Below are 13,169 nucleotides of genomic sequence, written 5' to 3'. Positions count from 1 at the left end.
AGTATGCTCCCGCCCTGGTGGTTAGCGTAACTCGTTGGTACTGAATATTATTTATATCGAAGTGTACCAAACATGTCGAGGACACTCGCTTGCTTTACTCGATAAAGCCATAGAATGGCGCCGTTACTTTCATTAAGTGAGAGCGCTCGTTGAACCAGACTTATTCAATGGCTTGGTTACTATATTGAGGGGCTGGCGCGATTGCCATTCCTGAACCCAATGCGCTTCAAGCCAAGTAGTTATTCAAGCATTGTTACTCTCGGGATGCGTTGGCCAATGATTGACCTCGCATGACGAACGTTCTTTTCTACTGCCCTTTTCCCCCACCCTACAGTGGGACTACAAAAGTCAGCTTCGAAAAGGTAATGGTTGACCATTAAAAAGCGTCGATTGACTAACGCTTATTACCTTTCTTCATTGTATCTACTGCGGTTTTCATGTTGTCATAAATACCGCACTCAGGCACGTCTTGGAACACCCAAAAGGCTTGATTTTGGGCATAGAACAACATTTCATAACTCGGCGAACAATAGGCTCTCAGGAGAAACGCGCAACTATTACTGAGTTTAAAATGTGACGCTGGCATCAGCCGATACCTTAAAACCAAGCCCTAACAAGACTTGCTAAACATTACTCCATAGCTCATCAGCCATTACCTGGAAGTAGGTAACTTGTGTGGAGCAACTTGTCTCGATGAGCCTTCCGGTTTGACGAGACAGTTCCATCAATATTCAAAATGCAAACTTGGAAGAAATTATTATCGACAACTTGAATAAACATGGTTGTTACTCCTACTCTTAATGGCTATACCTTTAGTTGGCGCAGCTATGTTAAAAGAGAGATGTGTACATTACATCAAAGCAAATTAGAAGCATCCATGATAATCGAGTGCAGAACATAAATTAGTCTTGGCATTCACAAAGGCATGTTGAGCGTCAACTTGAGCCAATTTGGAATTTAATAGCTCAACTTCTGAAAGAAGATATTCGTACTTTGATGTAAACCCATAATCATATTCACTCAAACTATAATAGTTAGTCAATTCAGTAGCAGACAAATCAACTTGGCTAAATTCATAATCTCTTTGTGCTGAATATAGATTAATTAAAGCGTTGTTCATATTATCTACAACGGAACCAACCTTATATTCATAATCTAAGTGTGATATCGATAAATCAACATTAAGCAAATCGACATTAACAGCACGTTTATGCCACTCAATAAAAGGTAGAATAATTGTAGAAGACAAAGCACCAGCTGGATTCTCAAAAAGCTTAAGCAACTTATCCCCCTGAGTACCGATTGTTCCCGATATGGAAATTTGCGGGTACCATTCCAACTCCTCACGCTCCAATTTTAATGAACTAGATTTGATTTTAAGCATCGAACTTAACACATTGTAATGTGTGCCAGCAATTTCTGGCAAATCAGAAATTTTAAATTCAGGCAAATTTATAATGTCAAGTTCGCTAATTTCATTTGGATCAACAACTTCAGACCTTCCGATTAAATTCTCTATTTTGTTAACTGAATCAAAAATTTCTTCGTTAATTTTTTTTATTTCTTTCAATTCATAATCTAATTTTCTTTGAGAAAATATAACTTCAGAGTTAACAGAAACGCCAGATTCAAATCGTTCCTTTTCGATTCTCAGCGCATCGATACGAATAGCTTTAATTCGTCTATGCAAGTTAAGTCGTAACTTATTAGCTGATATTGATACGTATTCATTGATAAGTGACGTAACAACATCATTTCTAAGACCCAAAAAATCTAAGAATAACAACTCTTGTTCTATTAAGTTCAACTTATCTTCGACGCTTTTCTTACCAAAGAAATCAAAATCATAAAATACACCAACAGAAGTAGTGTAACTATTATTAGAATTCCCACCATGCTCTAGTGATTTTGAATGAGAGGTTCCGATATTGGCATTCATTTGAACATTTTTATCATAGTCGTTAATACGTTTGTTAATTTTTCCTTTTTTTATATCTAATAAAGAAGTTTGTAACTGAAAATTATTGTTAACGGCACTAATAAATAATTCGGAAAGATAAGGTGCCATTAATAATTTAGAATCTTCTATCTCATAGAACCAATTATCCAAATCTAGTTCCTCTCTAATACTTTCATTTCCGTAGCTGGAATTATTACTACAACCAGAAATGATGCACGATATAAGCAAATAAAAATTTTTCTTAAAAATCATCTCGAAAGCGCTTCAATTGGATTTAAATTAGAAGCTTTAGTTGCAGGTAATAAACCGAATAACAACCCTGTAAAAAAAGAAAAAGCAACACCAATAAAAATGGAAGAAATAGATAATATAACGTCAAACTCAGTCAATATGTTTTTTATAATTAATAATGTAACTACCGAAAGCAAAACCCCTAAAAATCCACCTAATAGGGTTATAAAAAGAGACTCAACTAAAAACTGTTCTAGTATATCTTTTTTTGAGGCACCAATTGCACGGCGTAATCCTATTTCAGAATACCGCTCGTTAACGGAAGCTAACATTATATTCATAATCCCTGAACCTCCAACAAACAAAGAGATAGAAGCAATTGACAAAATAAAAACTGAGAATGAATTTTTAACTCGATAAAGAGTATCTATATATTCCTGATCTGACCAAAATGTATAACTATCATTTGTAAGCTTAGATAAATAATCAATAACAAGTTTCTCAGATTCAGGTTTAACTACAGTAAAATGGAAACTATCAATGAAATCTTGATCACTAATTCGATTGATAAAGGTAGAATATGGGATCCATGCAATAGATTGTGGACTACGTAAATCAGTTTGTTTCACGACGCCTATAACATAAAAAACAACATTATCTATAACTACTTTTTTTCCAATCGCTCCTTCAGAATCAAAAAATTGTGTATTTAATACATCATTAATCACAATAACTGATTCCGAAAACTCTACGTCTCTTGGACTAATAAGTCGCCCAGATAACACTTGCAAATTAATTAGACTTTCGAATTCACTTGAGACACCAAATATTGTACTACTATTGCTAAAGTTATTCTTTTTAGGGTTTTTGAAATATTGATTTAATTCTTTGTGTTCACGTAAATATGGCGATATGTGTTCGATATCTTTTAAATTAACCAACTTACCAAATGAGCTTTCGTTTAATAATCCATTTTTCACTTCGTAAGATTCAGCCTGAACAGTATTGTTTCCCATTTGTGCCAACTCTGATATTATTTGCTTTTCGAAACTTTCGGATATTGATAAAATAAATACTACAGTTGCAATACCGACAATGACTCCTATAAGGCTCAAAAATAACTTTGTCTTATTCTTCATATATAAGAATAATGAATTCCTTAGCACGCATTTGACTCGATATAAAAAATTCTTGTTACAAATATTATCTTCCTTAGAACTATGGAACTTTCCAAGAAGATTAGTGTTCTCATTTACGTCATCAATCACCTTACCATCAGAAATTTCAATTTTTCTGTCACACAACTCAGCAATATTAATATCATGGGTAACAATTACAACAGTCGTTCCTTCATTATTAATTTCTTTTAGAATTTTAATTACTTCGTTGCTATTTTGTACGTCTAATGCACCAGTTGGTTCGTCAGCTAAAAGAATCCTAGGCTTGTTAGCTAAAGCTCGTGCTATAGATACGCGTTGTTGCTGCCCGCCAGATAGTTCACTAGGCTTATTAAAACTGACTTCTTCAATATTCAAGCGTCTCATGGTTTCTACGATACTATTTGAATAATGGGAATTTTTTGAATTAAAATAAGATAAAGGTAATTTTATATTTTCTAAGCAACTAAGATACGGTATTAGGTTATATAATTGGAAGATAAAACCAAAATAACGGTTCCTAATTTTCGCCCATTCTTCATTCCCGCAATCTCCCATATCATTTCCATCGAAATAATAATCACCAGTCCAATTAGTGTCTAGACCTGCAATAATATTGATTAATGTTGACTTTCCAGAGCCTGAACTACCAACTATGGCAACTAACTCGCCTTCATTAATTTCCAAATCAATATTATTTAGCACAACAGTGCTACTGTCAGCCTTATGGTATGTTTTATTTAATCCTTTAATTTTAATCAAAGACATCAATTTACACCTTCTAAAATTAAAACATCACCGACCTCAACTCCAGATATTATTTCCGATTTCAAAAAATCGTGTAAACCTAGCTCAACGGTTTTGGCAATAACATGACCATCAACTAATACATTGACATTAGCTACACCATTAGCGCCATATTGGATGTATTGATTAGGAATAGTAACAACATCAATAGCTTCCGCGGTTTTTATTCTTGCACCTATTGACATACCAATACGAGCACTTTCAGACAACTCTCTAGGTACGTTAAAAGAAACATTATAGTTAACACCCTTTGAACTATTATCTAATGGCGTCAACTCAATAGAAGATATTTTTGATGTGTAATTATCTTTTGAAACTCCCAAAATATTAAATTCAACAATAGACCCAATAGATATATTTGAAATATCATACTCAGATATAGGAAGCTCAATACGATATACATCCGTACTTGCCACTTTAATCAAGTTACTTACTTGTTGGGTTGACACCAAAGTTTGACCTTTATCAACGTGTATTGAAACCACTGTCCCTTCTATCGGAGAACGTATCATTGTATAAGTTAATTGCGCTTTTTTTGAATCTACTTCCAACACCGCTGTCTCTTTAGAAAGTTTACTGCTCTGGAAAGATGCTACACTCTCCAAATATGCAAGTTTTTGTTCTTTCAATTCTTGTGATGTTTTACTTCCGACCTTTACTAAGTGCGTGACGAGCTCTAATTGCTCTTTCTCATATAAAAGTCGTTCTTGGCTTACGTTAAAATTTGCAACGGCCATCTTAAGCTCGTTCTGTGCTGTTTTAAGCTCGTTTGAACTTACAGTAGGGTCAATTTCGATTAATAATTGATCTTTAAAAACCTTGTCACCTATGCCAACCATTAATTCGGTAATCTCTCCAGAAACACTTGCACCGACATCAATCATTCTAACTGCTTCTATCGTTCCGATAGACTCCACATAGCGAGTGATGCTGTCAATTGATACAACATGCGTACCTTTCCCTCCTAATTTATTGGAATCAACAATCGCGTTTACATAGATAAAACTTAAACATAAAACAATGGATGACACGGCAAAAACAACTAATTTTAGCGTTATAACCTTACGTAAACTCACCTTCATATCCTTAACTATATGGTGTTAAGATCAATAACTTGATCCGCATTTTTAATTGACCTAGGATTATGACTAGTGAAAACAATAGTTTTCCCTGTTCCTTTTAAAGTATCCACAATCAAATCACAACTCAGTGCATCCAAATTACTCGTAGGTTCATCTAACAATAAAGTATCCTTATCTGAGAGTAATGCCCTACACAACAAAATGCGCTGCTTTTCTCCGGAAGAAAATGGATTGGTATAATTACTGATGTTCGTATGGATACCTTGAGGTAGTGACGCTACAACTTGTGTTAAACTAAGTTTATCTATCAATATAAAAATATCATCATCACTTACATTTTCATCGAACATAGCGATATTTTCACGTACGCTACCACTAATAAAATCTTGGTTAGTAGCTTGATAATAATTTGACGCAATTAATATATTATTACCCATTTCACCACCTTCATCATTTTTCAATATAGCATCGCTGTATAACCCAGATAATACTTTTAGTAATGTCGTCTTACCCGAACCAGATCTACCAGTCACAGCTACTAATTGCCCTTTGGTTATTTTTAATTCTGGAAAACTAATTGAGTTATTTACGCATATCTTTTCGACGAAGTTACGACGGTGGAGACCTCCGACCTTATCCCTATGGAGATTATGAATACTATTATCTTTTTCAAATTCAATAACATCTCTTCCTCTTTCTTCTGCTGCATCAAAAGAACCAAATGAATCATTTATATCAATCAAACGACTAAATGAAGCAGAAAAAATTTGTTTTGTATAAAAAAACAGAAATACCGAAGATAAAGGTGTATTGTTGTATTGAACTAACCAAAAACACAGGCATAACGTCAACATTATATCAACGATACCAATGATTTCTTGCGTGATTGGAAACTTTAGGTGTTTTAAACTAGACTCTATCTTAAATTCTACGAGTTGATTCACTTTAGAATCATTAACGCCACAGAGGTTTTCACTTGCTTTTCTTGATTTGATGTCTGAAATTGAATTGAAAGATTCTACAAAATGCTTAAATATGTTTTCTTGATAAGACTCTTCTATTACGTTAATTTGAGTTAGATGCTTCCTTGACATCCAGGCTAAGAACGATGATATAGAAGATATTACTAACAAAAAAGCAGCTAAATATGGCGAAATGTAAGCAGCAATAAAAAATGCAACTACAAGTTGAATAACACAAACAACCAAACTATTATAAATTGTTGACTTCGCAACTTTTGCTCCTACGTACTTAAGCGATCTATTTGTCACATCTGTCGATGTCCTGCGTTCGAAAAACGACATCTTATTGCTCAAGAACAAAGAATAGATTCTATTACTTTCTCTAGCCATTGTGGCTCCCTCTATCATTAGAGTTCGCTTTGAGCTTTGCCACATTATAACTAAAGAAACTATCTGTCCTAATACCAAATAGAACAACATATTAAAATCTAAGCTTTCGAAATCCTTAAAACCGTTATTAATATTCAAAATTATTGCGGGTAACACTAATGACAATAATGTAGTACATACCCCATAAAACAAAAGTAAAGCATCAAGTTTTATACTCTGGCTTTTAAATCTCGGAAGACCAAAAAATGACGGCTTAGCATTAATTTCACTATTTTCTTCCAAAACAATAGCATAGCCGGACAAACTCAGTTTCAACATACCAAGCTTTAATACTTGCCTACCTAAAGCGGGATTCATAACAACGGCACAATAACTATTGATCCGCTCTAGCACGACATAGTGGCTATCATTAAGATGTATAATACACGGAGTAGGTAACTCTTGGATTAACTGGGGGGTAAATGAAACTGCACGAGCATTAATATCTAACTTTCCAAAGAGACCAATTAAATCATGAAGACTAGTCCCCAATTCAGATGGTCGACATAACGTTCTTAAGTAACTTAGAGGCGCATTTTTATCATAGTGAGCACTGATACTACTTACACAAGCAAGACCACATTCGGCCACTTCACCTTGTAAACAAACTGTATCCATAATTTAACCTTGTCGATAGAAAAATGAAGGGAAATGCCAAAGTAACCATTGTGTATAGTGTGGACCTCCGATCACATACTCAATTATTAATGGCAGTTCACATTTTACGTCAAATCTACTTATAACAGGTAATACCTCAACCTTTAAGCGACCATTTTTAATGTATATATAATATGGCAACACATCTTTTAACATTAATTTAGGGAAATTAAACGGTCCAGCATGTAAATTTGACTCTTTACCAAATAAAAGTGACTTTTGATAAGAATGTTTTTGTCCACTACGTACTGTATATTCTGGTAAAGCATCAGGAAAAACTGCGAAATCAGCACTACTATTCCTCACTTTTTTCACTATTGCTCTTATACCTCTTGATGCGTCAGTCTTTGACTTAATAAAAGGATTAAACAATTCTAAATCTTGGTTACTCCACTTCCATTCCTCTGCTTTACTCCCCCATTTTGATTTCCAGTCAGATTCAGTAACATCACTAATAACATATAATTTATTATCTGAAGCTCCTTGACCAACAATTATTGCCAATTCGTCAGAAAAAACATGTAATGGATATAAAATAACCTCATTGCCAGTTTCTTTTTTATGGTTTTCTTTAATTTTTCTCAGTTGCTTAGAGCAAGAGTGAATTTCATCACAAACAACTTTATTTTTATAGCACAACATTTTTATGTACAACTTACAGTACATATCATAAAATCTTTTCTTAGGGAAATAGCTGAATTTTCTTATTACTTTATTGGTATTGCCTCGAACAGTAAATTCATTAATACTTAAGCAATGGAAAAACGAATACAACACACTAAAAAAAAGACAAAAATACAAAAATAAACTTGGAATAAAATCATTAAATATTTTTAAAACAGTCCTAAATAAGAATAATATTAAAGATTTTATTTTTCCAAGAATTGCTACAAACCATTCCAAAAACGAATATATATAAAACAAAACTTCACTTCCACAAATAATAGCGCCTAAAGATTAGACGCTATTAATATTAATTATTACTAGACTTTTTTAAAGCTTGTAGAGAAATTATACGATCCACAAACATCGTCAGCCTTTTTGCTAGTCATTCTTTTATCATTGGAATATCTTGTAAAATGGTAGCCGCGAACTATGATTTGACCACCGCTAGGGTAACTAGGGGCATAACATTCCACTTGCCATTTGCCACCCACTATATTACGAGCTTCATTGCTATTGAGAGTTTTCATAAATTTCCTCATTTTGTATGTTTAATTAAATTTCTCGTCAAATTGAACTCGACCAGAAAATTATAAAGAAATGTCCGCCTAACTTACATAATACAAATCCCTAACGATTGTAGTAAAATTCCCATTCAAGGGGTTCAATGTATTTACACGTCTTCAATAATCAACTTCATCTGTAGAAATTTGGCTAGGAACTTCTTCCAAGCATGAATATTGACGTAACTACCTCGTCAAGCGGCTCAAACGGCTTTGTTGCGAAATTAAATTTAGAGATAGAGCCACCCCATTTCATTTGTTTCTTAGTCAACACGACAAATTTCATGCATACCTAACCCAGTAAGCTTGTTCAACGCTTTAATCATCGCGTAAGTTTCACCCACCTTCGCATTGTAATTTCTTAATCTCAATCGTCCTCCTAGCAACTGTTCAACTCGATACATCGCTGTTTCTGAGAGTGAACGTCTGCGGCATCCATACCACTCTTTCCAATACTTATACGAGCCGTCTAATTTCTGACTACCCACTGAGCGATTTCGAGCGTAGCCGAGTTCCCAAAACGCTGCCCCTTCTCTTGGGGAGCAACTGCCCCTTCTCTTGGCGAGCAAGCGCAACTGCTCGCTTAATCTTAAACGCTCTCGTTTCGTCAGCGCTATCACCAGACACCTCAAGAATACTTCGATGTGTTTGCTTCGGTAAGTTCGGGAGTACTTCTCCACCTGTAACCCTCGGCTGCAATAATTTCTTTAGTGCTTGTATCGACGGCAATATGCAGCTTCCGCCGGACTCTACGCTTGCCATCAGTCCCGCGCTTGTTCTGTTTGCTTTGTGCCCACCCGCTTACCGCCTCTTCATCTATCCAAAAGGTCAGAGAACCACGGTTATATGAGTGATTGTTTATATTGCTTCCAGTTGTTTATTTTGTACGAGGTTTATGCATAGGGCTAAGAGAGGTAGTGGACGTAACTGGTCAGGGCGTAGGTTCTTGATTTAGTTCCACGGAATTACACAACAAAGTCGTTTATAGTTCACGTTAATCCGCAATGAAACGTTTTTACTAGCACTAAATAAAGAAAATACCTAACCACTTTGGGATTTAACTTACATCCAAGCCCTGTATTTATTGTTAAAACATGATTAAAAGTTTTATTAGGATTTAAAATGAAAATAATATTATTTAAAACGGCCTTGTTGAGTATATCTTTTAATGCAGTATCTTCACCTTATTTCGGATTAGAATATGGTTTAGGTTCAACAAACCATCACGTAAAAAACAATTTCATTTCATCACCCAAAACGAGCCTTAACGCAAGGAACGAAGATGGCACGTTGAATTTTTTTGTCGGTTATTCATTAGATTCGCAATGGGCAATCGAATTTGGTTACAACCAATTTAATTTGGAAGATGACCATTCCGAATTTGTCAGGTCAGACATTGTATCCGTTACCAAAGAAAAATGGGATACAACTGTAAAAGCCAAGCAACTCATTCTAACACCTATATATTCACACCATCTCAACGAAATATGGTTAACTAAGTTTAAATTAGGCTTAACCTATACTCAATACAATTTAAGAGGTGCACATTATTTTGAAGAAGAATTTCCTTCGTCAAAATATGAAATAATCACACCTATAAGCCAATACTCCAAAAACTCAAATGAAATAGGAGGTTTAATTTCTGCAGGAACAGAATATGAGGTGTACCCACAGTTAAAAGTAGGCATCAATGTTAAACATCAATTTGATCGCTTTGCTAATACGACATCATTCAGCTTTAGTTCTACTTACTACTACTAATAAACTCCCGATTTCAGATAATAAGTGCGACATTCATGGGAAGGTGTAAAAGAAGAAGCCAACGGCTGAAAGTGGTACGCTCTTCAAGTCAAAGAAACAAGCAGAGTACCACCATGAATTATCAACACTTGCATGCCACCGCTTTACTGTATATCGGGAGCTTAAACGCGACCGCAAGGAAGGTCATTATTGCTCAAATTAAGTTCAGGTGTTATCAACAAACGAACATCAGCGCGTAAATACAGAATACCTCAAGAGAGTGTTAATTTTGTCTGCCTGCTTTTAGAAACGGATTGGAATCCAGATCAAATTTCCAGTGCATTAAATAAGGTCGGTGCCGCTGTCAGCAATTAGTTGAACTACCGATTTGTTGCACAGAATAAACAGTTGGGTGGCACGTTATATCGCCACTCGAGGCAAGCTCGCAAGCGGTATCGTCAAGGTAATACAGAGAAAAGCGGCAGCGCTGTTTCTATCGATGATAAGCCAAGTATCATTGACAGTAAGAGGCGATTTGATAATTGAAAAATCGACACCGTATTAGGCAAACACAGCACTGGGACTATGGTGACTATGGTGACTATGGTGACTATCTTGGAGCGTAAACACGACTTTACGTCGTAAAGAAAGTGCCATCCAAACCAGCGGATGACGTGAGCAAAGCAACCGTAGAGCTACTCATGCCTTATAAGGAAAATGTCAATACCATCACGGTAGGTAACGAGAGAGAGTTTGCAGGTCATGAAAGCATCGTAAAGTAGCTGGAGAATGAGAATACTAACGAGCTTTTATGCAATATGGGAACCGACTTGACAACGGTAACAGACAGCGATATTGAATTCGCTGTATCACGGACAAATTATCGACCGAAAAGCGTTTAGATTTCAAGCAACCAGCGATTGTCTTTAAAGAAATAACATTGGCTGCTTGATATTGGAGGGTGTCGCACTTCGCAGTTGAGTTTGGGACAAGCTGCGTTATATTTAGTGTTATAAACATTGTAGAACGAGGTGTATCGCCTTCAGAGTCGTTCATCCACAGATAAACCCGTGGTTTTCTATACCTATAGATTGATTATATGGTCTCAATCTATTTAGTAAGTAAATCTACAATGCTATTTACTTCATATTTATCCAGTATTCTTCTTTTATACGTGCTTACTGTTTTGGGGCTTATCGACAGTAATTCAGCGATATTATTATTTGACTTACCTTGAAGCAGGAGGTTATAAACTGCAACCTCCCTATTGGATAGAGCATGGTCAATTGCACCAACCCCTGATTTAAAAATACTATAACCACGATATATACTATCTACCGACTCTTTAATTATACTCAAGTCTTCCGATTTACAAATATACCCATCAGCGTTAAGATTCAACGCTGCATTCATATGTATAGCGCTATCGCTCCCTGAAATAAAAAGCACTTTCCCCTTATAACCATGTGCAATTGCACGCCTCAAAAAATCAAACCCGTCACCGTCTCCAAGATTGATATCTAATATTAAAAAGTTAACATCCCCCCCTTTCAACTTAATCATTGCATCTTTGAGGTTATATGTATAATCGACCTTCCTTATGTAAGGAATTTCTTTGAGTAAATTATGAATAGAAGAGCAAACTAGTGGGTGGTCATCTATTATCAAACAATTAATATAATCCAACATTGAATCTCGCTTCTTTTTGAGCTCAAATCTATCAAAATTCTTTTATATGTCAATCTTTGATCTAGCCAAACCCCCAACAAGAGACCTTTCCTACGCAACCGTAGGAATTATCCCAACCCATCTATTTAGTGAAATTTTTAACTATTATTTTTGCGAGTAACTGTGTTAACGGAGTATCTCGATTGGCTAAGCGATAATTTATTACAATTAAAGGCTGTTCTTCAATATTATAGTTTGGTAAATCCGTAATATTAAACCCTTCAAGAGTATCGTTTAAGCAGTGAAGTATTGTAGCTGATTGACTGTTTGCTAAAATATCAAGCAAACATGATACGGTATCAACTTCACCAACCGTTTTTAAATACACTTCATTTTTATTCAATGCTTTCAAAATAGAGGGTTTCTTATGAGATGCCCCATTTGTTGTAAGCCAGAAAAAAGGTAATTCAGTCAACTGTTTAAAACTATGTCCTTTTAAGCTTAAATTAGTCACGACCTTGGGCAACATCCTTCCAAGCCCTTGTTGATAAATACTTTTTGGTAAATCTGAATTAAAATAGTGTACCCCAATATCAATATCGCCATTAGACATTGCCACATCAGACTTTTCGTCCCAACTAACAAGGATAACTTTAGCTTTAGGGAATGTTTTTATCACATCAAATACTATATTATTTCCTACCCAATATTGCATGATATTAGGCAAGGCAATTACAATATCTTCCTCATAAGATAATGGATCAAAATAATGACATTTGCTTATTGAATCAATCGTTTCAACTCCTAATGAAATAATAGGAAGTATTTTTTTCATATAAAGGCTCGGCTCAAAATCGTTCCCAACCCTGACAAATAGTGGGTCTTTTAATTGCTCCCTCAATTTAGCAAGATGCTTACTGACAGCACTCTCCGTTTTTCCTAAAACCTTAGCTACTGATTTTATTTGACGATGTTTATCCAATAAAATCAATACTATAAGCAAATTTAAATCTAACTTTGACTTCATAATGTTAAGCGAAATTTTTATATTACATCTATATATAGTATAGTCACGCCCCCCATTATTAAAGCAATCTTTCAATATTTTCAATCAAATGAACAATTTGATAGTAGATGCTATTGGCTCTGTTGTGTAATTCAGTTTAGAGACAGAGCCGCCCCATTTCACGTGCTTTTTAGTCAATACAATAAGTTTCAGGCATACCTAACCCCAGGGCGGGATCGCACTT

The 13,169-nt window shown here is 35.1% G+C and carries 8 protein-coding genes and 1 pseudogene; 1 reads left to right on the top strand and 8 read right to left on the bottom strand.

Annotated features, from left to right (window positions below):
- Positions 1–865: 865 nt before the first annotated feature.
- The 6 genes and pseudogenes from AB4585_RS20800 to AB4585_RS20775 all read right to left on the bottom strand — a co-directional run bounded on the left by AB4585_RS20800 (position 866) and on the right by AB4585_RS20775 (position 9,392).
- Positions 866–2,110: a TolC family protein gene (locus tag AB4585_RS20800; protein WP_170962793.1), complete on the bottom strand. Its 1,245-nt coding sequence runs from the start codon at positions 2,108–2,110 to the stop codon at positions 866–868.
- 98 nt (positions 2,111–2,208) lie between these two features.
- Positions 2,209–4,116 carry an ATP-binding cassette domain-containing protein gene (locus AB4585_RS20795; protein WP_136973895.1) on the bottom strand — a complete coding sequence of 636 codons (1,908 nt, stop codon included), beginning with the start codon at positions 4,114–4,116 and terminating at the stop codon, positions 2,209–2,211.
- The gene (locus AB4585_RS20790) at positions 4,116–5,231 is read right to left on the bottom strand and encodes an efflux RND transporter periplasmic adaptor subunit (RefSeq protein ID WP_170962792.1); all 1,116 of its coding nucleotides are present in this window, start codon (positions 5,229–5,231) and stop codon (positions 4,116–4,118) included. The genes AB4585_RS20795 and AB4585_RS20790 overlap by 1 nt, the downstream gene beginning before the upstream one ends.
- 14 nt (positions 5,232–5,245) lie before the next feature.
- Complete coding sequence (locus AB4585_RS20785; protein ID WP_372170782.1) at positions 5,246–7,246, bottom strand: cysteine peptidase family C39 domain-containing protein; 2,001 nt, start codon at positions 7,244–7,246, stop codon at positions 5,246–5,248.
- 3 nt (positions 7,247–7,249) lie between these two features.
- A complete protein-coding gene (locus AB4585_RS20780; RefSeq protein WP_136973892.1) occupies positions 7,250–8,188 on the bottom strand; it encodes a hypothetical protein in 939 nt (312 codons plus the stop codon).
- A gap of 586 nt (positions 8,189–8,774) precedes the next feature.
- Positions 8,775–9,392: pseudogene (locus AB4585_RS20775) on the bottom strand (hypothetical protein).
- A gap of 241 nt (positions 9,393–9,633) precedes the next feature.
- Here AB4585_RS20775 and AB4585_RS20770 point away from each other — a divergent pair.
- On the top strand, positions 9,634–10,272 hold the full coding sequence (locus AB4585_RS20770) for an AcfA family outer membrane beta-barrel protein (RefSeq protein WP_136973891.1): 639 nt from the start codon (positions 9,634–9,636) through the stop codon (positions 10,270–10,272).
- 1,089 nt (positions 10,273–11,361) lie between these two features.
- On the opposite strand, the gene AB4585_RS20765 is transcribed toward AB4585_RS20770, so the two are convergent.
- Entirely contained in the window at positions 11,362–11,940 is a 579-nt protein-coding gene (locus AB4585_RS20765) for a response regulator transcription factor (protein WP_136973890.1), read from the bottom strand.
- Positions 11,941–12,061: 121 nt separating this feature from the next.
- On the bottom strand, positions 12,062–12,946 hold the full coding sequence (locus tag AB4585_RS20760) for a LysR family transcriptional regulator (RefSeq protein WP_136973889.1): 885 nt from the start codon (positions 12,944–12,946) through the stop codon (positions 12,062–12,064).
- Between the last annotated feature and the right edge of the window lie 223 nt (positions 12,947–13,169).

Origin of the sequence: Vibrio sp. 10N.222.49.C9 (assembly GCF_041474985.1) — a bacterium.
Taxonomy (GTDB): Bacteria; Pseudomonadota; Gammaproteobacteria; order Enterobacterales; family Vibrionaceae; genus Vibrio; species Vibrio crassostreae_C.
The sequence above is the reverse complement of the archived record's forward strand: the minus strand, read 5'-3'. Positions and strand labels throughout refer to the sequence as shown.

What these genes read in the sequence shown, in the direction of transcription:
- AB4585_RS20770 (WP_136973891.1), top strand. Translation starts at nt 9,634, where the DNA reads ATGAAAATAATATTATTTAAAACGGCCTTGTTGAGTATATCTTTTAAT.
- AB4585_RS20760 (WP_136973889.1), bottom strand. Translation starts at nt 12,946, where the DNA reads ATGAAGTCAAAGTTAGATTTAAATTTGCTTATAGTATTGATTTTATTG.
- AB4585_RS20765 (WP_136973890.1), bottom strand. Translation starts at nt 11,940, where the DNA reads ATGTTGGATTATATTAATTGTTTGATAATAGATGACCACCCACTAGTT.
- AB4585_RS20795 (WP_136973895.1), bottom strand. Translation starts at nt 4,116, where the DNA reads ATGTCTTTGATTAAAATTAAAGGATTAAATAAAACATACCATAAGGCT.
- AB4585_RS20785 (WP_372170782.1), bottom strand. Translation starts at nt 7,246, where the DNA reads ATGGATACAGTTTGTTTACAAGGTGAAGTGGCCGAATGTGGTCTTGCT.